This window comes from Thermobacillus composti KWC4 (genome assembly GCF_000227705.2).
GTDB lineage: Bacteria > Bacillota > Bacilli > Paenibacillales > Paenibacillaceae > Thermobacillus > Thermobacillus xylanilyticus.
In genome coordinates, this window is record NC_019897.1 from 743,788 (window position 1) to 768,166 (window position 24,379).

Below are 24,379 nucleotides of genomic sequence, written 5' to 3' on the forward strand. Positions count from 1 at the left end.
CATATGAAAATGGAGTGCCCTTTTTAATGAATTTGACTGATGTGACCCAAAGTCGACAGACCAGAGAAGGGATTTTGTTTATTATTACATGGGTTATTTGTGGACTCCCTAAACAGAAGGACGCCTATCCTTCCACTCATCGATCTCACGGGGGTCAACATCAAGCACTTCGCAGATATGTAGAGCAATATTCACAGTAGGCATGGTGATGCCATGCTCAATGTTCTGATAATGCTTCAAGGAAATATTGACAATACGACTAATCTTTTCTTGACTAAGACCTCTTTTTTTTCTAACATCCTTTAATCATGAAATCGGAAAGTAACCTTATCAAAAGTTGAAAGATCCGTGTCGTGATAGTGTTTCTTCGTCATAAAAAGTTGCTAATTTTTTTGCAAAATAAACAGGACACTGCAAGCCTCTTGTCAAAGGTTAAACCACCACTGAATAACCGACGAGAGGGAGTGTCCTTAACAACATGGTACCACAAGCAACGAACCATGCGCCAGAACAAAAAACACGCCGCGAACGCCGAATGGAAATTCTTGCGGAGCGTCGCCGAATCAAACAGATCGTGAAGAAGTTGAGACCGGTCACATTCGACAACAACACCGTCACGGAAGCCGGCAACTTCCAGTTCCTTGCCAGGTTCAAGGAACTCATCGGTCTGGATGCCCTGATCGAAGATCACTTCCATCTGGAGCAAAAAGCCAACTGTGTCTACCCAGCCTCTAAGCTTGTCGATCATTTGCTGGACTGCGCGCTGCTCGGCCACACGCGTTTTTCGCATATGAATGCCCTGCAGTCGGACCCTGGTTACCAGATCGTGACCGGTGTCGACCGCTTTCCTGACGAAAGCACCTTCCGCGGCTTCTTGGGCAAGCTTTCCTGGAGCCATCTGATTCAGCTTGTCGCCTTAAATCGGGATTTGCTGGCACGCAAGGCGCGGACGGGCGAAAAGCGCTTGGTCTGGATCGACATCGACGATACGGTCATCACGCTGTTCGGTGAACAAGAAGGCGCAACAAACGGCTACAATCCGCGTTACCACGGACGCCCCTCATACAAAATCCGGGTTGCCTTCATCGCCGGAAGCGGCGAGCTCATCCACTTGCAAGTGAATCCCGGCAACACGAACGGCATGAAGGATCTGCTCTCGTTCGTTAAAGAAATCGAGGCGATGTTGCCGCCGGAATGGATCATCGAAGGCATCCGGGCCGACGTTAGAGTAAAATTAGCGTTGGGGTAAAGATTGGAAAAAGCGGACATAGAAAGAGAGCCTCTCCTTTGGTAGAGTGGAATTTGGCAAAAAAACACCCTCAAAGGAGGAGGCTCCTATGCAGCACTTTACCACAGCCATTCCTGCAATGAAAGAGCTTGAAGAGTGGATGTTCAGAAAGATGCAAGACATGTTCGTCGACGCGATGAGAAGCACGCTGGAGATGTTGGATCAGATCATTTTGGAGCAAAGGGATCGAGAGCGGTATCGCGTCAAGGCTGAACGGGAGACCAGCGTGAATACGGTGTTTGGCAACATTCGCTTCAAGCGGAGATTGTACATGGATCGCCAAACCGGCAAACACGTGTACTTGCTCGACTGCGGCTTTGCCGATGACGCTGTTATGGCGTACGCTGAAGAACGGGGGTGGCAGTACATCTTCAAACTGCCGAAGAAGGCCACTGTGAAGAAGGCGATTGCCTACCTTGAGCAACATCCGGCATTCTGGGAAACGCTGTCGGAAAAACAAGAGGACATCGCGTTCGCGACCGAAGACGATCGTTGGGCTGCTGCCGACATCCCGATTCTCCTCACCAACTGGGAGAAAGCACGGCGCTGCGTCATCTACCGGGAAGCCCACGAAACCGAGCGTACGACCGATGACCAATTGACGATGGCGCTTACGACCTATTCCTTCCAAGCCATCGTCACGAATGCCGATCTCAAGCCTTTGCCGCTGCTTCGCTCGTACAACAAGCGGGCCAACATCGAGAATCGCATTGATGAATTGAAAGAAGGTTATGCGGTGGAACAGAACAGCCAGCATTCCCTGCTCCGGAACCTGCTGTTCAGTTGGATCAAAGCCATCGCCTACAACGTGATGGTCTGGTTCAAGCAGACGCTGACGCCTGAATCGCTCAAGCGCTGCGAAGTCCAAACGATTCGCCGGACGGTGATCCGGGTGCCCGCCAATGTGGTCGGCTCCGGCCGATACCAGCATATCCGGCTTGCGCCGAATCCGACACTCGCTGGCATCGTCGACACCATGCAACACAAGCTTAGAGCGTTGGCTGAACGGTTCATACTCGTTCAGCAAGTGGCATGACGGATCGATTCATTGCCTCAACATGACGAATTTGGAACCTGTAAAATCAGGGTCTTCTTTGGGTTTGCCCAAAAGCGATTAGCACTCCCGCCTGAAAGCAAGAAGATTCAAAATCCAGTCCCAGAACCCGCATTGAACGGGGATTCTGGGGACAAAGACGGGTTATCCACAGATTTGAGTTATCCACATTCCGATTTCATGTTAATTTCATAGAGGGAAACAACTCCTTGCCTTGCATTGTTTCCCTTATGTTATTCAGTACGTGAACTTTTTATTATAGATTATAGTTGGCGAAGTATAATTCGTGTATTATAATTAACAATATTGCGGTTGTTAGAGTGTTTAAACCCTCAAGGTAATCGGGGTAAAGTTTTTAGTTTCTTATTAAGTTAGGTTTAGGATTTATATATGGTCAATAAAAATGAATTTCTAGTTTTTCTGTCCAATGTCGTCAGTCAGGGGTCGACATATCTTTACCATTTATAGAAATATGTTGCGAACATTAACTGAGTCTGATTTATCTCAAATTCTAAATCCCTAGTTCTAGAGCTTGTAATGGAACCATCATTTCTTTTGAGTGTATAGTTCTATAGTACTACTTTCAAGCACTACAGGAAAACGTAAAAGGGGAACTGTCTATAATGGAATATTGGGGGCGAGGAGTATTATCTTTATTGTCAGTGGTCAATGCACTGATTTTTTCCGTTATCATCGATAACATAAAGATTGTGCATGTTCTATTCTTCATAGTGACTTTGGCGACGGCATTTTTGTTGGGTTATCAGTATGACAAACTTAAATACGTTTCGGAAAGAGATCCGTTGACTGGCACGCGAAATATTCGTAACCTTCATAAGGTATTTAGAAAATTGCAACTAAAAGCAAATGGAGGTTCGTATAAGATCGCTGTTTTTGTTATCGACATTGATGATTTCAAATACATTAACCTGAATTTCGAAAGCCCATGATATCAAGGATCGGTTTTGAACCGAGCGGCACATGAGCTGTAAGAAAAAGGGTAATGTCCCAGCGAAGCGAGACCAGATCAGCAATATGCGGATGGTTCTTCCCCCTCCCCATTGAAGAGGCTTCTCGGTTTCCATGTAAAATTAAGGGAGAAGTCATTCCAGTATGGCGATTCTGGCTTCGATTCGCTTCCAGACATGCCGGTTTGCAAAATCTTTTGCTAACCTGAGAATCACATTGCGGCTGTGCCGAATCAGCGTCGCGGCGCAATGAAAGAACTCCAGCCGGAAACGGGCAATCGTGTAACCTTGATGAACCGGCTCACAGCAGTCACGCTTGAACCGTTCGAACAGGTTATACGCCAGCAGCTTGATGAGCAGGTCGATTTCATTCGCCTCAAAATCGCTGGTCGCGATCCGGTTAATCGAGAAACCATGTTTGGCTTCCTTGATATAGTTCTCCATTGAGCAGCGCTGGTTGTAGAACCGCCATAGGTCAATCGGCTCCCATTCCAGATTGGTCACGATCGCTTCATATTGCCAATCGGTGTCCAGCACCAGACAGGCTTGCCCGTCTTCGATGACTTGCGTTTTGCGTATAACTACAACGCGGCGAGGCTTTTTCCAGGATGTCGCCTTGTAGATCAGTGCAATCCCTTCGATGATCCAGTCTTCATCGACAAATCGTTTCCAGTACCGGCAGGCCGCAACCTCTGCCGCAAGGCGCTTTGTCCACTTCAACTTGCCGACATAGCCGATGTTCTTGCTTTCCCACAGGCTATAGAAATCTTCGCCGCCGAAGCCCTTGTCGAATCTGGCATATTTCACCGGGCGTTTGCCAAGGAGTTCGAATGTTTCGTTCAAGAACGAAGCGGCATCCGTAGAGGAATGCGTGTTCCCTGATCGGAGGACCGCATTCAGGCACAGACGGGACTGCCCCTCAAATGCCAGCAGCGGGTGGTAGCTTTTGCGGCCGGGCTTATGGGGGTTCGTGCCTTTCGCAGCGCCAGCCTGATCGCCGTATACGGTTTCCACCGTGGAGTCCAGATCCAGGATGAGCGCTGACGGCAGGCAGGGCTGAATGACTGTCTGATTGAGCGTTCGCAGTTCCGATCGCAGGTGGGGGCAAGATGTTCGCATACGAATCAGTTCTTTATACAGCAAGGTGTGGTGCGGGCATCGACCGCCGAGAAATTGCTTGAGAAGCGAGTCGTGCTGCAGTTTGCGAAAATGAAAGAGCCGCTCGCAGCCGAGCATCCATCCAACGATGAGGTAAAGCAGAATGCGATAAACCGGAAATAATGAGTTGCGAGCTTTCACACACGACAATCCGCGTAATGCCTGAGAAAGCTTGATTTTCTCCAAGTATTCCAAAAAGATTTTGACGCCACCGAAGCTGGTTGCATTCTCCAAGGAAAATTCGGTCTTGATTTTGCTGACGGGTGTGGTAGACTTCACCTAAAAGGTGCTCCTTTCTTTGGGTGATGTTGTCTTCGCAAACACCATTCTACCAAAGATTTGGAGCCCTTTTCACGTTTTCAAAGAGTCGTACTTTCGAAATTCAGGATTAACGATAATTATGACCACAAAACTGGTGATCAGGTACTTCAGCTTGTAGCTGACCTATTGATGGATGTGTTCAATGACAGGAATCACGTTATAAGATGGGGAGGAGATGAATTTATTGTTTTTCAACTTATTAAAGAGCAAGGGGATCTTGAAATGACTCTTAATCGGTTAAAGAAAGAACTGGTTTCATTGTTCCATGCTATGACAGTAGATATTTCCTTATCAATTGGATATTCACTATATCCTCAGAATGGTGAGAACTTGGATGAATTAGTGAGCACCGCAGATAAGTATATGTACCAGAATAAAAAATGTAAAAATGAGGGGTATTATGGCCAGGATAATGGTTGTTGATGATGCGGCATTTCTTAGGATGATGCTTAAGAACATTCTTGCCCAACTCGGACATGAAATTGTTGCTGAAGCCGCAAACGGTGAAGAAGCTATACGAACCTATAAACAATTTAAGCCCGATCTTGTAACCATGGATATTACGATGCCTGATATGGACGGGATTAAGGTTGTTGAAGAAATCATTTCTTTTGATCCACATGCGAAGATCATCATGTGCAGTGCAATGGGGAGTCAGAACATGGTGTTGGACGCTATAAAAGTAGGAGCTAAAGATTTTATAGTCAAGCCTTTTCAAAATAATCGAGTTATGGAAGCCGTAACCAAGGTTCTTGGTTAATACAAGTACTCATTGCGAGATTTTTCTTTGAGGTGTAAACATGAATCTTGCATTATCCTACTTTTTAATGTTAGCCGATGCAGTGATTATCACAGATACCCACCATAAAATTGTTGAGGTCAACAAGAAGTTCGAAGAAGTCACTGGGTATAAGCGAGATATGATTGTTGGTTTGCAGGCCGGAATATTAAAATCGGGTTTAACACCCAAAAAGACATATACCCAAATGAAGAAGGAGTTAGGCCCAAAGAATCCGTGGTCGGGGGTATTTATAAATAGGAAGCGAAATAAGGAGCTTTGGCACTCTTATATTACGATAACACCAATCGAACTCGAAGATCAGTGGTATTATGTTGGAGTTTTTCGTGATTTAGGGCAGATCTCCGACGGGGTCTATGTTTCTGAAAATAGAAAGTCCAAAATTCAGAATGAGATTTTAAGGGTCTTAGCTTTCTCTTGTGAAATACGAGATCCGGGTATTGAAGAACATCTAGATCGCGTACAGGATTTCACAAACAAATTTCTTCGCTATCACAATGAAACACATGGATTAAGTTTGTCAGAAGAATATATTCTTCAAATCACCAACGCAAGTATCATGCATGATATCGGGAAATCAGGGATTCCAGAAGGAATTCTGTATAAGCCAGGAAAATTAACTCGGTATGAGAGGCGTATTATCGAAATGCATCCTCTCATCGGGGTTGACATATTAAATAAAATCCTGAACGAATTGGATGATGAACTTTTCAGACAAGAGATTCATATCTCAAAATCTATTGTTGAATACCATCACGAAAAATGGGATGGATCGGGTTATCCTCACGGATTAAAAGGGAACGAGATACCGTTTGAAGCGCAAGTTGTTTCCATTGTAGATGTATACGATGCATTAACAAGCAGACGTGCGTATAAGGAAGCTTGGTCAAAGGAAAAAGCTACTGACTATCTGGTTAAACAGAAAGGTATTTCCTTTAATCCTGAGCTTGTTGATAGTTTTGTGGATATGGTTACCAGTTGCAAGGAGGCTTCATTATGATTAATGTTGATGAGAAAAGAAGAAACCAATTACGCTATATTGGTATTACAGAAGATGATCTAGCTTTTTTAAGCCAACAAAGAGAACATTTTGAAGCAATTACCGAGACGGTTGTCAATCAGCTTTATGCTACGATATACGAGCAACCAGAGCTTGCGAAGATAATTGATGCTCACAGTACTATTGAAAGGCTGAAACAGACACAACGCTGGTATTTTATGACGATGGTTGATGGGAAAATTGATATGGAGTTCATAGACAGACGTCTTAACATTGGAAAATTGCATTCTAGAATCGGGTTAACAGCAGACTGGTATCTTGGTACCTATATGTTGTATTTAGATATCGCAGTTCAGAATTTCCAAAGGATTGTACCTGATAAGTGGATGCAAATCATTTTGTCGTTATCGAAGATGTTTAATTTTGACTCGCAACTCGTTCTTGAAGCTTACGAACTTGAAGAACAACAGAAAATCCAAGTTCTTTACGAGGAGCGTCAAAAAACGCTTATCAAAGTGAATCAGGCCGTACAAGACCTTGCGGCGATGATAGTTCAATTAAGCGGGAGCAGTCAGTCTATTGCAGATTCTGCGATTCATACTGCTGAAATACAAGAGAAAGTAAATAAGAAGATTGAGCTTTTATATACCAAGATCGATGACATTCAGAAAGTCGGGTCATTACTACAGGAAATCTCTGATCAAACTCACTTGTTGGGGTTAAATGCGGCAATTGAGGCAGCGCATGCTGGAGAGCATGGAAGAGGATTTGGCGTAGTTGCGAACGAGATACGAAAACTTGCAGCTCACTCGAGAGAATCACTGGAAACCATTAAGTCTACCCTTAAGGAAATATCGAACATGCTCAGTGAAGTGATGCAGGATTCGGAAAAAACGACGAGTCTTGCTCAACACCAAGCGGCAAGTTCGCAGGAACTGGCGTCTTTCGTTCACATGATTGAAAATGTAACAAATGAACTTGAGAATATAAAATGATACTTCAGAAAGAGCTTCGTTAAAATGGGCAGCTTAATCGGTTCCTAGCGAATTTCGAGAATCAGTGTAGGAGCGCGTCTATGTTAGGCTTATGGGTTTGGCATGCGCAAACCGAAATCCGTAATGACGGAGGCGGTGTCAGACCTCCTAATTTTGGCGTTGTATGGGGTGTTTTTCTATTTTACATGCAGGTTAGACGGCTACAACTAACCTAATTTCACTGGACTTTTAGGGGCAGTGTCAGTAACCACAATTGAAATAGTAGCATTAGTAGGTAGTGGTATAATCACTTAAGCAATTTCGTAAAAAGGATAGTAGAACATGCAAAATAAGATGACTTCTATGATGATTTTTATTCTTTTATATATATCAACTATATTAGGAGTTCTGTATCTTAATACTCATGAACTTTTATTTATGTTGTTAGCCAGTTTCTTAATAGGTTTATTTGTTTTGTTTACTTCGTCTATGTTCGGCTTTGCCTTACTTATTGTATATGTATTAGGACATGGTTTTTATAGCGTGGGGGTTACATGGGGAAAAGAAATAAACCTAAATTTCGAAAGCCCGTAATATCAAACGCTGTATATAGTGGAACTGCCAAACTAGCTGTAAGAATGTGGCGATTTCCCAGTTCGTTCGGTTCAAGTCAACATTATGTGGATACACTTTCCCCCTCCCCAATGAAGAGGCTGCGATTTCTTCCATGTTAAATTTAGGGGTTTTCATTCCAAAAGTGCGATCCTGGCTTCTATTCGTTGCCATGCATACCGGTTTGCAAAGTCTTTCGCCAGCTTGAGAATGATGTTGCGGCTATGCCGAATAATCGTTGCTGCGCAATGGAAGAACTCTAATCGGAACCGTGCGATTGTGTAACCTTGATGTACCGGTTCGCAGCAGCTTCGCTTGAATCGCTCGAACAAATTGTAGGCGAGTAATTTGATCAACAAGTCGAGTTCATTCGCCTCAAATTCGCTCGTCGCAATTCTATCAATGGAGAAGCCGTTCTTCGCTTCCTTGATATAGTTCTCCATGCAACAGCGTTGGTTGTAGAAGCGCCACAGATCAAGCGGCTCCCATTCGAGATTGGTGACGATCGCTTCGTATTGCCAATCCGAATCGAACACCATGCGGGTCTGGCCTTCATCGACGATGTGTGCCTTGCGAACAATCGCTACGCGGCGCGCCTTCTCCCAAGATGTCGCTTTGTAGATGATCGTAATCCCTTCGATGATCCAGTCTTCATCGACGAATCGTTTCCAGTACCGGCAGGCTGCGACTTGTTCTGCAAGGCGCTTTGTCCATTTTCAACTTTTCCGACGTAACCGATTCCTTTGCCTTCCCACAGGCCGTAGAAATCTTCACCGCCGAAGCCCTTATCGAACCTCGCGTACTTCACCGGATGCTCCCTCAGCAGTTCGAAGGTTTGGTGAAGAAAAGCTGACGCATCCGTGGAGGAGTGCGTATTGCCCGAACGTAGAACGGCATTCAAACATAGACGAGACTGTCCTTCGAAGGCCAGCAAAGGATGATAACTCTTACGGCCGGGCTTATGCGGGTTCGTGCCTTTAGCCGCTCCGCCCTGATCGCCATATACGGTTTCAACGGTGGAGTCAAGGTCCAGAATGAGAGCCTCTGGTAAACAAGGTCCAATGATTTCCTGATTGAGCGACCGCAGCTCAGTCAACAAGTTCGGGTGCGATTTGCTAAGACGCGACAACTCTTTGTATAACAGCGAATGGTGCGGACAGCGTCCACCGAGAAACCGCTTTAGAAGCGAGTCTTGCTGTAGCTTGCGGAAATGGAAGAGGCGTTCGCAGCCGAGCATCCAGCCGACGACGAGATAAAGCAGAATACGGTAGACGGGGAACAGCGAGTTGTTTGCTTTCATGCATGACAGCCTTTGTAAAGCAGCGGCAAACTTGATTTTTTCGAGGTATTCCAGGAAGATTTTGATGCCGCCGAAATTGGTCGCGTTCTGTAGGGAAAATTCGGTCTTGATTTTGCTGATGGGTGTGGTAGACTTCACCTAAAAGGTGCTCCTCTCTTTGGGTGTAGTGTTCTCGATAAACACCATTCTACCAAAGATTTGGGCACTTTTTTATGTTTTCATAGGATCGCACTTTCGAAATTCAGGATAAATATCAACATACAAAGGGCTCAACATCAAAGTTAGTGCTTGACTTTATGTACCAAATCGTTCACGGTTACATTCGACCAGAAGTCCTTGTACGTAACGTTCCCGGTTCCGGGTGAAGTAATGTCGGCGTTGAAAGGCTTTCATTCGGTTGTTTCTTCCTTCAACCGCCGCATTGGTCCACCGACAGGAGTGATAATTGACGATCTCCGTTCGCCAGTTTCGCATCGTTTTGATGCAGGTGGCTACTGCCGGATGCTGAAAATGTTCCCCTTGTCCCAGCCAGCGGTCAAACCAGATGGCAGCTACTTTGGCGTCCGGTGCACCGTCGTACCATTCCCCAAGCGCTTCTTTCCAGGCATGAACCTGCTGTAAAAGCGACGAATAGCTGAGGATTTCTTGTAACTCCTGCTGCTTTTCAGGGGGCAACGATGCTGCCTGGGGGTTTAGAAGCCGGTGTTTGGCTTTGAGGTTTGCCCGGGCTCTGGCCGACAGCGAACCCTGTACGTCTTTTCGGACCGCCTGAAGGGCATCGATCACGTAACGCGTCACGTGAAACCGGTCCGCGACTCGAAGGGCATCAGGAAAACATTCCTGAATCCAGGCATGGTAATAGGGAGCCAGATCCATCACCACCGCCTTGGGACGAAGCGCCAGAAACTCCGGATGCTTATGCGCATAATCCCGCAATTCTTCCAGTTTGCGTCCGGGCAAAATATCCAGCAACGTCTCGCCTCGGAGGTTATGGATGCCGGTATTGTAGGTATGACCTTTTCGAATCGCAAAATCGTCGATGCCCAGTACGAGATGGCGGCTGCTGGCGGCCTCTTTCCACGCCAATTGCCGAAGCCGTTCACTTTCCACCGACAACCATCGTTGGTGTTTGATCTGCAAGGTGCTGGCCGGCATGCGATGAATCTCCGCACTCTGCTTGACGGTGGAGACCGACGCGGTGTGAATGGCCTGTTGCTCGGACGCGGTACTGTAGCGTTTGCCAGGACCGACAAACGAGTACCGCCAAACAAAACCGGCATGACAACTCTTGCAGAACAGACGAATGGCCGGAGCCAGGAGATAAACGATTTTGCCGAAAGCGTCAGCATGCCGAATTTTCCGGGTTTGGTTGCTGCCTTTGCGAATGACCGAACGATCCGAACGGCAAATGGCGCAAGCCTGCTTGCGTGACTTTGGAACAACCTGAATATGGATCGTTTGCTCATCAATTTCCACAATCTGTTGAACATTTACCTCTGGTAAATTGACTAAAAGATCAGTATACTGGTTGTGCATCTGTCATTCCTCGAGTTGGATTGGTCGCACAACCATCTTATGGAATGTACAGATGTTTTTCAATTTTGGCTCTACATGTTGTCAAGCACTATGTTTGGTATAGAGCCTATATGTTTCGTATTTTTTCTACTTATGTCAGATTTGTGGTTTCTATTGGGGCTTACCGGTAAGGTTCATAGTTCTGCGACGACTCCGTTACTTATCCTTTGGTTCGAGTCATGGCTTATGTATTACGTACAGCTTGTGACTGCACAAATGTCCGATAAGACACTTCGTCCGTTAGATTTATTAGTGTCGTTTCTAATGTATTTTTCTTATGCCCAAATGTGGCTCATCCTGCTCGTAAGAGGAGCTTACTACCATATTAAATTAAAACTCACCAAGAAGGAACCGATTTGGGATAAGACTGCACGATTCAAGCAGGGAAAAAATATAGTTGGGTAGATGATCCTGAAAACTTCGTTTCAGAAACTAAGGCGGACTTCAAAAACTTAATCGAATTTTGCCAAGTTGGATTATATCCTTAGCATATACACGTTATTGAATGCTGTCACCGCCGGGCTATAATTGACCCATCGGCGCCGGAATGAAAATGACCCACCCCCGTCGAAATAGACCCTCTGAACAACCGACCAAAGTGATTCGGAGGGAATACATCCATGCTGGGGAGTGGGCTTGTGATCAGCTTACACGAACTGCGTGCAATGGGCAAGAGCATTCGGCAGATTGCCCGGGAGACGAACGTATCTCGCAATACGGTGCGAAAGTATTTACGCGCCGAAGGTTTGCCGGAGCGAAAGAAAAGGCCAAAGCGAGGCTCCAAGCTGGATCCGTTCAAAACGGCTCTGCACCAGCTGATGGCTGACGGTATCTATATGCGGAGGTGTTGTGGGAGCGCATTCGGCAACAGGGGTACAGCGGCGGCAAGACCCTGGTGAAAGACTACGTGAAGCCGCACCGTCCGCCGCGCCAAGCGCCCGCCGTGCAGCGTTACGAGACGAAACCGGGCGATCAGGCGCAGGTCGACTGGGGAATCGCCGACTACGTGGATGAGCGAGGCGAATTTCACAAAGTGCCTGTCTTCGTGATGACGCTTGGCTACTCCCGGGCGATGTATATCGAGTTTGCAAGGCGCTGCGACATCCGAAGCTTCCTGCGTTGTTTCCTCAACGCCATCGAGTCCTTTGGCGGCGTTCCGAACGTGATGCTGACGGATCGAATGAAGACCGTCATCCTCGGCATCGGCGACGACCGCAAGCCGCGGTGGCATCCGCTCTTTGCCGACTTTGCGGCGACGCTCGGCATAGTCCCGAAGGTGTGCCGCGTCCGGCGTCCCCAGACGAAGGGCAAGGTTGAACGTGCAGTTCGGTTCGTCAAAGAAAACTTTTTGCCGGGAAGAACGTTCGTCGATCTGGGCGACCTGAATGCCCAAGCCAGAACGTGGTGTGACGAAAAGAATCGGCGGGTCCACGGCACGACCGGTGAGCGCCCCGTGGACCGCCTGCCGCAGGAAGAGCTGAAGCCGCTGCCGAGCGAGGAGGCGCTTTGTCCCTTCCGGTTCGAAAGCCGCAAAGTCAGCCCGGACGGATTTGTCAGCTACGACGGCGTTCGGTATGGCGTGCCGTGGGTTTACAGCCGTCGGGAGGCAATGGTGCGTCTGCTTCATGGACAGGTAGAAATCTGGATTGATGGCGTCGTGGTCGCTCGGCATGAACAAGTTCACCGGCGGGCCGTCGTCCGATTGCCGGGTCAGTATGAGGGGCTGAAAGCGGCACAAGGGTACGCCTTCCCGCGCCCGGCGGCCCGAAAGATTCCGGCCGAACAGGTCGAGACGCGATCGCTTGAGCTGTACGACCGACTGGCGGAGGTGGGCGCATGAAGGCGTTGGCCCAGGCACGGGAGCATCTGGCGGAACTGGGACTGGAACATGCTGCGGAGATGCTGGAGGACGCCCTGCAGTCGGCTCGTCTTGAGAAGAGCGATTACCTTTCGTTCCTGCTTAAGCTGCTGCATCACGAACGCTGTGAGCGTCAGCGGCGCAATATGGAGGTGCGGACGAAGTTGGCGCACTTGCCGTATCGCAAAACGCTGGCGGAGTTTGACTTTGCTTTTCAGCCCAGTTTGGATGAGCGTGTGGTGCGGGAACTGTTTACGATGCATTTTGTGGCCCGGCAAGAGAACGTTCTGCTTTTGGGACCGCCGGGTGTTGGAAAGAGTCATTTGGCCGTCGCCCTCGGCATGGAAGCGATTCGGCAAGGGCTGTCGGTATACTTCGTCAGCTTGACGCAGATGATGAACGATCTGCGCAAGGCGTATGAGGAGAATCGTCTTGAACGGCGGATGCGCGTGTACATAAGACCAAAGCTGCTCATTGTGGACGAGGTCGGCTACATGCCGCTGGATCCGGTCGCCGCCAATCTGTTTTTCCACGTCATCAGTGCGCGTTACGAGCGCGGGAGCATGGTGATGACCAGCAACAAGAGTTTCGGCGAATGGGGAGAGTTGCTTGGCGATCGCGTGCTGGCCACGGCCGTTTTGGACCGGCTGCTGCACCACGCGCACATTCTGAACATCCGGGGCAACAGCTACCGGATGAAAGGGAAGCTGCCGCTTTCATCGGATGCGTGACGACATGGGTGGTGGGTCAATTTTAAGTTGGCGATAGTGGGTCAATTTTAAGTTGGCGATAGTGGGTCAATTTAAATCCGGCCTTGACAATTGTGAACAAGACCTATGATTTGAGCCTTGCTTGAAGAATAGGAGTCGGGAACAATGAAGAGCGGAATTTCCTTGTTAAACTTCGACGGTACGCTGCAAAAACAGACATTGCTGCGGAGATACCCGGTCGAGTGGATCGATTTCTCCGATTTACGCGGTTGCCGCGGCTACTGCGCTTCCGATTCCCTCTGCAAAATTCAGAAACGGCTGCGTTCAAGAAAACACCGGCGCGTCACGCTGATCGGCAACGGGAACTACCACTACGTCACCTATGTGCTGCTGTCCGAAATTCGGCAGCCGTTCTCGCTTGTTCTGTTCGACCACCATACCGACCTTGCACCGGAGGGGGAAATCCCGATCCTTTCCTGCGGCTCGTGGGTCAGCCATGCGCTGAGGACGCTTCCGCTGCTCAATCGCGTGGTCATCGTCGGCGCCAGCGCTCCAGGCAGCCGCCAGGCAGCCGGTATGCCGGGCAAAGTCACCGTCATCTCCGAGCAAGAGGTCCGGCGCATGTCCGCGGCGGAGATCGAGCGGGCCATCCGCGCCGCCGTGCCCGATCAGCCGATTTATATCAGCGTGGACAAAGACGTGTTGAATCGGGACAACGCGGCCACGGACTGGGATCAAGGCAGCATGACGCTGCGGCAGCTGCTGGATGCGATCCGGGAGTTGAAACGGACCCGTCCGCTCGCGGGGGCGGACGTTTGCGGGGAACTGCCCCTGTCTCCCGTCGATTTACTGTCCGGCGAACAGGTGCGGCATCTGAAGAAGAACGAACTCGCCAACAAGGCGATCGTCGACGTGCCCCTGGCGGGTTGATTCAACACCCGGCAGGCGGGTTGATCAACGGCTGAACATATGTCCCGCCTTCTCCAATACGGCTTTCGCTTGTTCCAGGGCGTGGCTCTTGATCAGGATATAATCCGTATTGTAGGTTGCGATCGCGAAAATGCTGATCCCGGCTTCGGCCAGCGGGCCGGCCAGCGATGCAAGAATTCCGGTCAGGCTGAAGTCCAGTACGCCCTCCTCGATCTTGATGCACCGGAACTCGCTTTCGATGTTCGCGAACTCCTCGCCGTCCGGCAGGCGTTCGGAAGGAACGACGATGGAAAGCTCTTCGTCCGTCCGGGTAATGGAGACGAACCGGCCGCTTGCGGCCCATGACGGGATCGGATCGGTCGGCGGCAATTTGATGACGGAGAAAGCGGCGATTTGATATAAAATCCTGAGCGGGGAAGACACCACACATTTTGCAACAAGGAGCAGACGCCATGTACAGAACCGTGCAAGATTTCCTCCATGATTGGTCGCACTCCGCACAAGGCACGCTCAAGGTGCTGCAGTCGCTCACGGATGAGAAATTGGATCAGGCCATTGTGGAAGGGCACAACACGCTCGGATGGCTTGGCTGGCACCTGGCGACCGCACCGGCATTTTTCATGAAGCAGGTCGGCCTCGCCATTGAACCGGCAGGCAGCGAACGGCCCGGCAAAGCAGAGGAAATCGTGAAGGCCTACTCCAAGACGGTCGAGGACGTCAAGCGGGCGGTGGAGCAGCAGCTTACGGATGAGAAAATGGTCGAAAACGTGGAAACCTTCGCCGGCGCCGTACCGCGCGGCGCGATGCTGAGAACCTTGATCGACCATCAAACCCACCATCGCGGGCAGATGACCGTGCTTCTCCGCCAGGCCGGACTGCCGGTACCGGGGGTTCTCGGCCCGACCAAAGAAGGGAACTGACCAGCAGACAAACAAGAAGCAGACGGATCATCCGAATCGATGCTCGGACGCCGTCTGCTTTTTTTACGTCAGGCAAGCTTTCAACGTTTTCCCGATGCTGTCGTGAATGACCAGGCTGGCCGCGTGGTCATACGGCGTGGGAGACTTGTTGATCAACACCAGATGTCTGCCCCGGAAAAACCGGATCAATCCCGCGGCGGGGTACACCCTCAGCGAGGTTCCGGCAACAATCAGCACGTCCGCCTGCTCGATATACCGCCTGGCTTTCTCCAGAACCCCCGTATCCAGACTTTCTTCATACAGGACGACATCCGGCTTGACGATCCCGCCGCAGCGGCTGCACTTCGGCACACCGGCCGATTCCAGCACGGCGTCCAGCGGGAAGAACTGTCCGCATGACATGCAGTAATTCCGGTGCACCGAGCCGTGCAGTTCGAGAACCTCCCGGCTTCCGGCCTGCTGATGAAGCCCGTCGATATTTTGCGTGATGACCGCTTTCAGCTTGCCCGCCTGCTCCAGCCTCGCCAGCGCCAGATGCGCCGGATTGGGCTTCGCGTCTTTATAGATCATCTTGTTCTTGTAGAAATCATAGAACTCCTCGGTATGCTGCATGAAGAACGTATGGGACAGAATTTCTTCCGGCGATAACTCGCGCTTTCCCACGCGTTCGGAGAAAAGGCCGCCGGCGCTTCGGAAATCCGGGATGTTGCTCTCCGTCGAAACGCCGGCTCCACCGAAGAATACGATATTGTCCGATGCGTCCAGGATCGTCCGCAATTCCGCAAGTTTGTCCGCATGCGATGCATTCAATCCGCGCTCACCTCCACCTCCTTAATCTACATCGCATCCGGCCAAACCGCAAACCGTCTTTCCGGCTTCCGACCAACGTTCAAGTCGTCTCGGCATACTTCACAGCCGCAGCGTACAAATAGCAGCTCAAGCCGACGTGCATGCCCTCCAGCACGCTGCGATGAAAATCGTCCTCCATGGCTCCAGCGCATGCTTGATGTCCCGCAGGCTGAAGCCGAGTTCCCGGTAGAACAAGATCTGCTGCAGACGGGCGAGTTCCGTAAAGTATGCCCCAAGGTCGGAGTCAACCGGCCGGATCAAAATTTTGGGGTCCAAATAAAATGAAGCTCCAAGACGAAGCGGTGTCGACTTTGGAGCTTCTTGATTTGCACCAACCTACGATTTCGTCCGGGTCGCCAGCAGCAGCACGAAGGCGAGGCAGATGAGGACCGCGCTCCACAGCCCCGCAAGCTGCAATTGATTCGTTTCCACCGCCGCGTAGATGGCGGTCGGAATGGTCCGGGTTCTGCCGGGAATGTTCCCGGCCACCATCAGGGTCGCGCCGAATTCCCCCAGCGCGCGCGCAAATCCCAGCACATAGGCTGTCACGAGCGAACGCGCGGCGAGCGGGATCGTTATCCTGCACACCACCTGCCATTCGCTCGCGCCGTCCAGGCGCGCGGCTTCCTTGTATTCCTTCTGCACGGAGGCAAAACCGGCTTTCAGCGTCTGATAGACGAGCGGGAACGACACGACGACGGCGGCGACCACCGCGGCATACCAGGTGAAAATGACCGGCTGGTCGAACCACCACTCCCACAGCTTGCCGATCCAGCTCCTGCGGCCCAGGAGCAGAAGCAGGAGAAACCCCACGACGGTGGGCGGGAGGACAAGCGGCAGCATGAGGCTTGTCTCGAGCAATGTTTTTCCGATGAAGCGCCGTCCGCCAATGCTATGGGCGGCCCAGATCCCGAGGATCATGACCAGGATGCTGGCGATGAAGCTGACTTTGACCGAAAGCCAGATCGGCGAGACGAACGCATTCCAATCCAATGTCTGATCCATTTTCCACACCGAAGCCGCAATCTTGGAATATCCGCAGGCTTCATCTCCTTTCAATCCAGTATAGCAAGACCGGTTCTGAAATCGAAGAGCGCTTGCACCGGATTCGCTCCGATGTCAAACTGTTCTTGTAGACGGCACCAACTGTTCGGACGAAAGGAATGCATCACGGTGGTCCAAATCCGAAAACCCGTTGCGGTCAAAGAAGCGCTTGAGCTGTTGATGGCGCATGTGCCGGCTCCCCGGGCGGAGACGGCGGCATTGGCGGACAGTTACGGACGCATTCTGGCTGAACCGGTCGTCGCCTCGCATGATGTTCCGCCTTTTCACCGCGCGCCTTACGACGGATTCGCGATCCGTTCCGAAGATTCCGGGGGGGCCGGCGAACACCGCCGCATCTCCTTCCGGGTCGTCGGGCACATCGGCGCCGGGCAGATGCCGGCGCGCGAGCTGGGAGAAGGGGAAGCCGTGCGCATCATGACCGGCGCTCCCCTGCCGCCGAACGCCGACGCGGTCGTCATGCTGGAGCAGGCCGCGGAGGACGGGCAGGGGTTCGCGATCCGGAAGCCGTTCCGCGCATGGGAGAACGTCTCCCTCCGGGGCGAAGACGCCAGGGCCGGCGAGGTGCTCGTGGAGCAGGGAAATCTCATTCATCCGGGCGTCGTCGCGCTGCTCGCCACCTTCGGCTATGCCAGCGTGCGGGTCGCCCGGAAGCCGGTCGTCGGGCTCATGACCACGGGTACGGAGCTGCTTCGGGTGCACGAACCGCTGGCGCCCGGGAAAATCCGCGACAGCAACGGGCCGATGATCGCGGCACAACTCGCCAGATTGGGCATCCCGTCCCGTTCGTACGGATTCGTGCGGGACGATCTCGACCAGGCGTTTGAGCTTGTCCGGCGGGCGCTCCGGGAGACGGACTGCGTCATCACGACGGGCGGGGTGTCGGTCGGAGATTACGATTACTTGCCGGCGATTTACGAGCGGCTCGGGGCGAAGGTGCTCTTCAACAAAGTGGCGATGCGTCCGGGCAGCGTGACCACGGTTGCCGTATGGGAAGGCAAATTTCTGTTCGGCTTGTCCGGGAACCCGTCCGCCTGCTATGTCGGCTTTGAAATCTTCGCCAGACCGGCGCTGCTGCGCATGATGGGGAGCCGAAAGCCGTACCTGCCGCACACGCAGGCCGTGCTGACGGAGGATTTCACGAAGCCGAATCCGTTCACGCGATTCGTAAGGGCGGTCTATCGTCATGACGGCAGCCGGCCCACGGTTGCGCCCGCCGGATTCAACAAATCCAACGCCGTCAGCTCGATCGCCAGAAGCAACGCGCTGATGGTGCTGCCCGGCGGATCGAGAGGGTTTCGGCGCGGGGCAATCGTGGATGTCCTCTTGCCGGGGACGGAAGAAGGTGAAGCGGAATGGCGGATTCCGTAGCCGCGAAGCGATATGGAAGAAAGGCGAGCGATGCTGCAAGATTGAAAACGGCGGGGGTCGTGCTTGCCGGAGGCCGTTCGGTCCGCTTCGGCTCGCCGAAGGCATTCGGCATCCATCAGGGGCGATATTTCTATGAACGGGCCGTCGACGCGCTTGCTCCCGTCTGCGATGCGGTGGTCATCGTGACGCGCGAAGCGCTCAAGGAACGGTTCCCCGACCATCTATCCGTGATCACGGACCACGAGGACTATCAAGGGCTGGGGCCGCTCGCCGGCATCTATTCGGCAATGTGCGCGGTTCAGGCCGACCGTTACGCCGTGCTGCCGTGCGACATGCCTTTCATGACGAGCGATGTGACGGCCCGGCTGCTGGAAGCCGCAGGTGGTCAGAACGTCTGCGCGGTTCGGCTCGGGGAACGAAAGCACCCGCTGGTCAGCATCTGGAGCAGGGCCATGCTCGAACCATTGCGCAAGGCGTTGGACGGCGGCCGATATCGGGTGTTGGAATTGCTGGAGCAGGCGGATGCGGAATGGTTGGATGGATCGACCCTTGTCCCTGACGCCGGGGATGCCGAGCGTGTCTTCCGCAACGTCAACAGCCCGGATCAGATGAAAGCGTGATGCGGCCATGGCGGCCGCCGTTGCTTTTTACTATGGAAAATTTGATTTAAGGCAAACACTCCATACCACCATGCGCCGGGAAACTGCTATATTCATGCTGAAACGGTATGCAAAGGAGAGTTGTTTTCATGTTCAGGAAGAACAACCACCGCGCGGAGTCTGTGGTATAGCCGGGAGGCTGTACCCGGATATTTCCGTATAAGCCTCCCGTACGCAGAATCAACAGGATTTGATTCGATACGGAGGGGTATCTCGTTGAACAGGGAAAATAAAAGAAGATCGTTCGAAAAAGGCTGCTACAAAACCCACGCATGCCATGACACGTTTACCTGCAAAGTCTGCGGGAGGCTGGTCGTGCCGGAGGGCGCGGGAAGCAGGCATCGGAACCATTGTCCCAATTGCCTGACCAGCCTGCATGTGGACATCGAGCCCGGCGACCGGGCTTCCGGCTGCGGCGGGCGTATGGAGCCCGTCTCGGTATGGGTTCGAAAAAACGGCGAGTGGGCGATCATTCATCGCTGCATCAGGTGCGGAACCTTGAATTCCAACCGGGTTGCGGCAGACGACAATCCGATGAAACTGATGTCCATCGCCATGAAACCATTGACGCAGCCCCCGTTTCCGCTTGAGCGGATCGAGGAAATGACGAGGCTGATGGGCGGAGAAGGACGCCTTGAATAGAGGATGGAGTAAGCGGGATCGCAGTCGTATGCTGCGATCCCGATTGCATTTTCGTGTATGATGATCTTGGAATCCATGGATGAAAGGAATTGGCGACATGACGGAAGCATACGATCCGATCCATCGCGCGGCGCTGCTCATCCGGGATGCCCGCAGCATGGTGCTGATCTCGGGCGCCGGGCTTTCGGTGGATGCCGGCGTGAAAGATTTCCGCTCCCCGAGCGGATGGTGGCGCAGCATCGATCCCCGGACGGTCGCGACGGTCGAAGCGCTCGAGTCCAATTATGATCTCTTCCATGAGTTCTATGCGGCGCGCATCACGCAATTGAAGACGGTCAGGCCCCATCGGGGGCATGGCATCCTGGCGGAATGGGAGAAGCGGGGCATGCTGGCTTGCATCGGCACCCAGAATGTGGACGGCCTGCATCAGGCCGCCGGCAGCCGGAACGTGCACGAGCTGCACGGCACGATCCGCGCGTTCCGCTGCCACGCCTGCGGCGCGCCGCACGCGGAAGAGACGTTTCTGCAGAAGCGGAAATGCCAATGCGGCGGCAGGCTTCGCCCCAATGTCGTGCTCTTCGGCGAAATGCTGCCTCAGGAAGCCTGGGATGCGGCCATTGCCGCCATCCGGGCGGCGGATGCGGTGCTCGTGATCGGCACCAGTCTGCAGGTCGCGCCGGTCAATCAGCTGCCGTTCCTGACGAGGGCCGGACGCATTTTCATCAACGCGGAAGAAACCGGCCATGAGGATCAGTTCGACGTGTTCATCAAGGGCCGGGCGCTGGACAGCCTGGCCGCAATTCAGGAACGGCTGGAGCTGCTATAGCTGCCATCGTCAACGACCGTGCCAAGGCGATCCTGATCCTGAAGGAGTTGATGGAATACCCACAGTATGGAAAGGTTTGGTATAATGTTGACATGATTTGTCCAACAAACTTGAATGTTGCGGCTTGTTGTCGGCGGCGTGCAGGAACGAATGTCGAACAGCGGGACGCAATGAGAGGAGAGGCCTGGGGATGGGGTACCTTATCCGGATGCGAACGCTGTGCGTCCTGCTTGTCGCCGCGCTGGCGGCGTTCGCGCCGATCGGCGGGTTCGGCCATGATGGCATCGTCCATGCGAATCTTTCGCCGAATGGCTGGATCCAATTGGAATCCAGCGAACTTTACGGAGACGAGATCCGAATCGATTGGACCATACTCTATCCGGATTCGTTCCATCAGTCGATCAACTTGTACCGGTTGCCCGACGAGTCGGAGATCACGATTGAAAACGGTGAACAGGATCTCATAAGCGGCAATCTGAACAAATCGCTGGAGCCCGGCGCATACCGGCTCGTGATCACGCTGATGGTCGGAGTCGATGTGTTGGATACGTACATCCACGAATTCGTCATGCCCGATCCGGTAACGCGTCTTGTCCACGTGTTCGGATCGGATGGGCCGATCGATGATCTGGTCTTTCGGCAGACGTTTCCTTGGTCCGAAGAACCGCTCACGGCGGCCGAAATCCCGAATCCGGGCAAAGGGTACGTCACGTACGCCGTTGAAATTTTGCCGAGCGGATGCTTTACGATGGAGTCGAACACCTATCATTTCTCCATCGGCGGAGAGGTGTGCGCGGACAGCGCAGAGGCGTTCATCGTGCAAGCTTCCGACGATACGGACAACCTCGTGCAGCTGGACGCCTTCTACGCATACGAGGATGAAGAGAAAGGCGTTCTCGCGGGTTATCTGCTCCTTCGTATGGAAATTTGGGGCGAGCTCAAGATGGATCTCTACGATCGGGAAGGGACACCCCATGCCTGCGAGATGTACGGAGAGGCCCTATACGAATTCGAATGCGAGCTTCCCGACGATCCCGCCTATATTCAGGTTGACAAGTTTATCCAAGGGGTTCCGGCTCCGACCAACGTCGTCATCCCGATGGACGACATCAACCTTCCCGAGAATATCACCGTCGTCGACAGGGATCCCCGCGTCAACCGGATCGATCCGCTGATCGAGTTCGAGGACGTTCCGAATGATACGGAGTTCGCCTTTTACAAAATTATGCCGGCACAGGATAGTTATTGGTCGTCCGGAATCCGATACATTCCTGTGGACGAAGGCCCCTACTCGTTCGCGCTGGAGAACATCGAAGCCGATCATTACGATTATCGTTATGTCGCGATCCAGCTCGTCGACACGGCCGGGAACCTGTACGCCAAGACCGCCGAGTTCCCGATAATCGACAAGATGACGGAACAGGATGCGCGGATCCAATACGAAGATAACGGCATGGAAGCGCTCCATGAATCGTACTTGCCGGACAATCCGTCGTTCAGGGATATCGACTGGACCGAAGGCGGCCGCGCGGGAACGGTCACATGGACGCTTCCGGACACCGGCGAATATGCGTTGACGGCGTACGATCTGTATTATTCCGATTCGAATCAAGACCCGATCCGCGGCGAAGCGAGGGTATATGTCAATCACAGGCTGGCGGATACGTTTGAATACATGCTGGAGGACGTGCCGGAGGGAGCGGCATACCTGGAGGTTGTGCCGCTGCTCCGGGAGGAGAATCAGTGGACCTATCAGGATTATTATGGCGATTCGTTCTTCATTCCTTTGAACGACCGGGTCACACCGCTGCTGGACGAACTGGAGGTGGACGGGAATCCCGTCTATCCGAAGCCGCGGCAGGATGGTTCGTCCTATTATGAATATACCGCCGCATGGAATGCGGACGTTGCCGTCGTCACCGCATCGTCCATGAACGGTGTTGTGTACGTCGGGGACGAAGGGCCCGCTGCATCCGTCACGGCGACGGTCTATCTGAACGAGCCGGTGAAAGCCGTATCGATTCGGGTCGGGACGCCGGAGGGAGACTGGTCAAGCGAATATGATCTGGTCATCGCGAAGGAGCCTGCGCCCGATGCTCCGAAGCTGGCGAGCCTGATCGTCGACGGCCGGGAGATTGAGCCGGTCGGTTCGCTCTACAGCATCTCCGTCGACCATGATGCTTCCGCCGTCGCGGTGACCGCATCGGCCGGCGCGGACGTGGAGATCGAACTGGCGGGCGTCCGCCAATTCGGTTCGGTCGAAGCGTTCATTCCGATCACGGACGATGAGATGAGCTTGCCGATCCGCCTGTATGATCCCGCAACGGGCAGGGAAGCGGAGTACGTGCTGAGCATCGTCCGCGAGGTGCCGGACAACCTTGTGCTCGGCGTGCTGGCCGGATGGTTCGATACCGGCGACGACGGGTACGTATACAGCGGCGTCCCGAGAGGAATGACGGCCGGCAGGCTCAAGGAACGGTTCGTGACGGTATCCGGAACGGTCATGATGGTTCGGGATCGCGAAGGCGTTGCCGTGAGCGACGACCACATCGTCCAGCCCGGCTATACGATCGAGCTGATCCGCGGACCGAAAACGCAGACGATCCGGCTCGAAATGCTGTCCGAACGTTTGAAGTCGATCCTCGGCCTGCCGACGGACAGCCCGCTTGCATTCGTTCACATCGCGACGCTCTGGATTCATCACCCAGAAGATCTGAACGGGGACGGAAAAATCGACTCGAAGGACGCGCGTCTCCTGCTGGATGAAATGGATTGACGCGGCTGAAGCGCCCGCCCGGCAAGGCGGGTGTTTTTGCGCACGCATCATGGAGGAGGGATAGGGAGATCATGCCGGGAACTTCAAATTGGCAAGGCGGTTGCCTGGGGGCGAGCTCCGATCATGAGACGAACAACACCGCGGGCAGGGCATGCCGGGCCATGATACGGGTTGTGCCGCTGCTCGGCCTGGCGCTTCTCCTGCTGTCCGCGGGCTGCGCCGATAAGGCGGATGAGGGAGCGAGCGCTCCCGCTTCGCTGTATGTGGACCCGGCGTAATACGCATCTGGCTTGCTACGACAACGGCGAATTCAGGTTGTTCGCGACGTTCTTCCGGATTCGAAACGAGTCGGACGAAGAGCTCGGGCCGTTCTATGTCAAGTACATCTTCCACGATGACACGTTGGTCGACAGCATGACCGAGAAGCGGAAAGAAATCGCGCCGGAACGCGAGAGCGGGAGCGAGCTCATTCTACTGCAGCCGGGCGAAGTGTACCAGGGCGGGCACAGCTTCCGCTGGTGAGCGATCCGGATCTGGCGGATGTTTTGCGGGACAAGGTCGGGCCGGAGCGAATTCTCGAGATTCAATTCATTGAAGAGAAAACGGATAAGGCGCTCGCCTCCTATTGGATCGATAAGCTGGCGTTTGCCGGGGAAGATTCGTAACGCGCTTATTTGGCCGGATCAATCAGGTGATTTGTTAATTCAGCATTGGTGATGGGATCGTT

Annotated in this window: 24 protein-coding genes and 3 pseudogenes; 18 read left to right on the plus strand and 9 right to left on the minus strand. The window is 52.7% G+C overall.

All coding sequences use genetic code 11. The annotated features are described in order from the left end of the window. Positions 1–108: 108 nt before the first annotated feature. A pseudogene (locus tag THECO_RS20950) lies at positions 109–294 on the minus strand (helix-turn-helix domain-containing protein); the annotation flags it as partial. Between the two features lie 184 nt (positions 295–478). Between THECO_RS20950 and THECO_RS03435 the strand changes: the two are divergent. From THECO_RS03435 to THECO_RS03450, 3 genes and pseudogenes are all read left to right on the plus strand, one after another. Next, positions 479–1,219, plus strand: a pseudogene (locus tag THECO_RS03435) (transposase); the annotation flags it as partial. 118 nt (positions 1,220–1,337) lie between these two features. Further along, positions 1,338–2,324 carry a transposase gene (locus THECO_RS03445; RefSeq protein WP_015253680.1) on the plus strand — a complete coding sequence of 329 codons (987 nt, stop codon included), beginning with the start codon at positions 1,338–1,340 and terminating at the stop codon, positions 2,322–2,324. Between the two features lie 641 nt (positions 2,325–2,965). Continuing rightward, entirely contained in the window at positions 2,966–3,292 is a 327-nt protein-coding gene (locus tag THECO_RS03450) for a GGDEF domain-containing protein (RefSeq protein ID WP_157373510.1), read from the plus strand. Positions 3,293–3,445: 153 nt separating this feature from the next. Here the strand turns inward: THECO_RS03450 and THECO_RS03455 are convergent, their stop codons facing one another. Continuing rightward, on the minus strand, positions 3,446–4,747 hold the full coding sequence (locus tag THECO_RS03455; protein WP_015253681.1) for an IS1380 family transposase: 1,302 nt from the start codon (positions 4,745–4,747) through the stop codon (positions 3,446–3,448). A gap of 60 nt (positions 4,748–4,807) precedes the next feature. On the opposite strand from THECO_RS03455, the gene THECO_RS20955 reads away from it, so the two are divergent. From THECO_RS20955 to THECO_RS03470, 4 genes are read left to right on the plus strand one after another with little or no spacing between them, the layout of a single operon-like run. Then, positions 4,808–5,212, plus strand: a complete 405-nt coding sequence (locus THECO_RS20955) for a GGDEF domain-containing protein (RefSeq protein ID WP_083883061.1) — start codon at positions 4,808–4,810, stop codon at positions 5,210–5,212. Further along, positions 5,190–5,549, plus strand: coding sequence for a response regulator (locus THECO_RS03460; protein ID WP_015253682.1), 360 nt, complete (start codon positions 5,190–5,192; stop codon positions 5,547–5,549). The genes THECO_RS20955 and THECO_RS03460 overlap by 23 nt, the downstream gene beginning before the upstream one ends. Positions 5,550–5,589: 40 nt before the next feature. Next, positions 5,590–6,588, plus strand: coding sequence for an HD-GYP domain-containing protein (locus tag THECO_RS03465; protein ID WP_015253683.1), 999 nt, complete (start codon positions 5,590–5,592; stop codon positions 6,586–6,588). Further along, positions 6,585–7,583, plus strand: coding sequence for a globin-coupled sensor protein (locus THECO_RS03470; RefSeq protein ID WP_015253684.1), 999 nt, complete (start codon positions 6,585–6,587; stop codon positions 7,581–7,583). The genes THECO_RS03465 and THECO_RS03470 overlap by 4 nt, the downstream gene beginning before the upstream one ends. 725 nt (positions 7,584–8,308) lie before the next feature. Here THECO_RS03470 and THECO_RS22555 read toward each other — a convergent pair. The 3 genes from THECO_RS22555 to THECO_RS03480 all read right to left on the minus strand — a co-directional run bounded on the left by THECO_RS22555 (position 8,309) and on the right by THECO_RS03480 (position 11,010). Beyond that, positions 8,309–8,818, minus strand: a complete 510-nt coding sequence (locus THECO_RS22555) for a transposase (RefSeq protein ID WP_332306836.1) — start codon at positions 8,816–8,818, stop codon at positions 8,309–8,311. Beyond that, positions 8,758–9,612, minus strand: coding sequence for a transposase (locus THECO_RS03475; RefSeq protein WP_332306823.1), 855 nt, complete (start codon positions 9,610–9,612; stop codon positions 8,758–8,760). Before THECO_RS03475 ends, THECO_RS22555 begins: the two co-directional genes overlap by 61 nt. Before the next feature lie 156 nt (positions 9,613–9,768). Next, on the minus strand, positions 9,769–11,010 hold the full coding sequence (locus THECO_RS03480; RefSeq protein WP_015253098.1) for an ISL3 family transposase: 1,242 nt from the start codon (positions 11,008–11,010) through the stop codon (positions 9,769–9,771). Between the two features lie 659 nt (positions 11,011–11,669). On the opposite strand from THECO_RS03480, the pseudogene istA reads away from it, so the two are divergent. The 3 genes and pseudogenes from istA (at position 11,670) to THECO_RS03500 (ending at position 14,547) form a co-directional block, all read left to right on the plus strand. Beyond that, a pseudogene (gene istA, locus THECO_RS03490) lies at positions 11,670–12,889 on the plus strand (IS21 family transposase). Beyond that, a complete protein-coding gene (gene istB / locus THECO_RS03495; protein WP_015253687.1) occupies positions 12,886–13,638 on the plus strand; it encodes an IS21-like element helper ATPase IstB in 753 nt (250 codons plus the stop codon). The pseudogene istA and the gene istB overlap by 4 nt, the downstream one beginning before the upstream one ends. Before the next feature lie 144 nt (positions 13,639–13,782). Further along, the gene (locus THECO_RS03500; RefSeq protein ID WP_015253688.1) at positions 13,783–14,547 is read left to right on the plus strand and encodes an arginase family protein; all 765 of its coding nucleotides are present in this window, start codon (positions 13,783–13,785) and stop codon (positions 14,545–14,547) included. 24 nt (positions 14,548–14,571) lie between these two features. Here the strand turns inward: THECO_RS03500 and THECO_RS03505 are convergent, their stop codons facing one another. Further along, the gene (locus THECO_RS03505; protein ID WP_232427738.1) at positions 14,572–14,970 is read right to left on the minus strand and encodes an ACT domain-containing protein; all 399 of its coding nucleotides are present in this window, start codon (positions 14,968–14,970) and stop codon (positions 14,572–14,574) included. Positions 14,971–14,999: 29 nt separating this feature from the next. Here THECO_RS03505 and THECO_RS03510 point away from each other — a divergent pair, with 29 nt between their 5' ends. Continuing rightward, a complete protein-coding gene (locus THECO_RS03510; RefSeq protein WP_015253690.1) occupies positions 15,000–15,467 on the plus strand; it encodes a DinB family protein in 468 nt (155 codons plus the stop codon). 63 nt (positions 15,468–15,530) lie between these two features. Here the strand turns inward: THECO_RS03510 and THECO_RS03515 are convergent, their stop codons facing one another. The 3 genes from THECO_RS03515 to modB all read right to left on the minus strand — a co-directional run bounded on the left by THECO_RS03515 (position 15,531) and on the right by modB (position 17,321). After that, positions 15,531–16,277: an NAD-dependent protein deacylase gene (locus THECO_RS03515; protein ID WP_015253691.1), complete on the minus strand. Its 747-nt coding sequence runs from the start codon at positions 16,275–16,277 to the stop codon at positions 15,531–15,533. A 126-nt stretch (positions 16,278–16,403) separates the two neighbouring features. Beyond that, positions 16,404–16,592, minus strand: a complete 189-nt coding sequence (locus THECO_RS03520) for a MerR family DNA-binding protein (RefSeq protein ID WP_041853776.1) — start codon at positions 16,590–16,592, stop codon at positions 16,404–16,406. 60 nt (positions 16,593–16,652) lie between these two features. Continuing rightward, a complete protein-coding gene (gene modB / locus THECO_RS03525; RefSeq protein ID WP_041854123.1) occupies positions 16,653–17,321 on the minus strand; it encodes a molybdate ABC transporter permease subunit in 669 nt (222 codons plus the stop codon). Between the two features lie 168 nt (positions 17,322–17,489). Here modB and THECO_RS03530 point away from each other — a divergent pair, with 168 nt between their 5' ends. From THECO_RS03530 to THECO_RS21535, 7 genes are all read left to right on the plus strand, one after another. Continuing rightward, entirely contained in the window at positions 17,490–18,749 is a 1,260-nt protein-coding gene (locus THECO_RS03530; protein ID WP_015253693.1) for a molybdopterin molybdotransferase MoeA, read from the plus strand. Beyond that, entirely contained in the window at positions 18,734–19,369 is a 636-nt protein-coding gene (locus THECO_RS03535; protein WP_015253694.1) for a molybdenum cofactor guanylyltransferase, read from the plus strand. Before THECO_RS03530 ends, THECO_RS03535 begins: the two co-directional genes overlap by 16 nt. A 255-nt stretch (positions 19,370–19,624) precedes the next feature. Further along, the gene (locus THECO_RS03540; RefSeq protein ID WP_015253695.1) at positions 19,625–20,050 is read left to right on the plus strand and encodes an RNHCP domain-containing protein; all 426 of its coding nucleotides are present in this window, start codon (positions 19,625–19,627) and stop codon (positions 20,048–20,050) included. Between the two features lie 97 nt (positions 20,051–20,147). Beyond that, a complete protein-coding gene (locus THECO_RS03545) occupies positions 20,148–20,876 on the plus strand; it encodes an SIR2 family NAD-dependent protein deacylase (RefSeq protein WP_015253696.1) in 729 nt (242 codons plus the stop codon). 190 nt (positions 20,877–21,066) lie between these two features. Further along, positions 21,067–23,652 (plus strand): hypothetical protein, encoded by a 2,586-nt coding sequence (locus THECO_RS03550; RefSeq protein WP_015253697.1) that lies wholly within the window; start codon positions 21,067–21,069, stop codon positions 23,650–23,652. A gap of 261 nt (positions 23,653–23,913) precedes the next feature. Continuing rightward, positions 23,914–24,174: a hypothetical protein gene (locus THECO_RS03560; protein ID WP_015253699.1), complete on the plus strand. Its 261-nt coding sequence runs from the start codon at positions 23,914–23,916 to the stop codon at positions 24,172–24,174. After that, positions 24,171–24,317 (plus strand): hypothetical protein, encoded by a 147-nt coding sequence (locus THECO_RS21535; protein WP_015253700.1) that lies wholly within the window; start codon positions 24,171–24,173, stop codon positions 24,315–24,317. The genes THECO_RS03560 and THECO_RS21535 overlap by 4 nt, the downstream gene beginning before the upstream one ends. Positions 24,318–24,379 lie beyond the last annotated feature (62 nt).

Coding starts and splice junctions, on each gene's coding strand:
- THECO_RS03445 (WP_015253680.1), top strand. CDS start 1,338: ATGCAGCACTTTACCACAGCCATTCCTGCAATGAAAGAGCTTGAAGAG.
- THECO_RS03450 (WP_157373510.1), top strand. CDS start 2,966: ATGGAATATTGGGGGCGAGGAGTATTATCTTTATTGTCAGTGGTCAAT.
- THECO_RS03460 (WP_015253682.1), top strand. CDS start 5,190: ATGGCCAGGATAATGGTTGTTGATGATGCGGCATTTCTTAGGATGATG.
- THECO_RS03465 (WP_015253683.1), top strand. CDS start 5,590: ATGAATCTTGCATTATCCTACTTTTTAATGTTAGCCGATGCAGTGATT.
- THECO_RS03470 (WP_015253684.1), top strand. CDS start 6,585: ATGATTAATGTTGATGAGAAAAGAAGAAACCAATTACGCTATATTGGT.
- THECO_RS03480 (WP_015253098.1), bottom strand. CDS start 11,010: ATGCACAACCAGTATACTGATCTTTTAGTCAATTTACCAGAGGTAAAT.
- istB (WP_015253687.1), top strand. CDS start 12,886: ATGAAGGCGTTGGCCCAGGCACGGGAGCATCTGGCGGAACTGGGACTG.
- THECO_RS03500 (WP_015253688.1), top strand. CDS start 13,783: ATGAAGAGCGGAATTTCCTTGTTAAACTTCGACGGTACGCTGCAAAAA.
- THECO_RS03510 (WP_015253690.1), top strand. CDS start 15,000: ATGTACAGAACCGTGCAAGATTTCCTCCATGATTGGTCGCACTCCGCA.
- modB (WP_041854123.1), bottom strand. CDS start 17,321: ATGGATCAGACATTGGATTGGAATGCGTTCGTCTCGCCGATCTGGCTT.
- THECO_RS03535 (WP_015253694.1), top strand. CDS start 18,734: ATGGCGGATTCCGTAGCCGCGAAGCGATATGGAAGAAAGGCGAGCGAT.
- THECO_RS03545 (WP_015253696.1), top strand. CDS start 20,148: ATGACGGAAGCATACGATCCGATCCATCGCGCGGCGCTGCTCATCCGG.
- THECO_RS03550 (WP_015253697.1), top strand. CDS start 21,067: ATGGGGTACCTTATCCGGATGCGAACGCTGTGCGTCCTGCTTGTCGCC.
- THECO_RS03560 (WP_015253699.1), top strand. CDS start 23,914: ATGTGGACCCGGCGTAATACGCATCTGGCTTGCTACGACAACGGCGAA.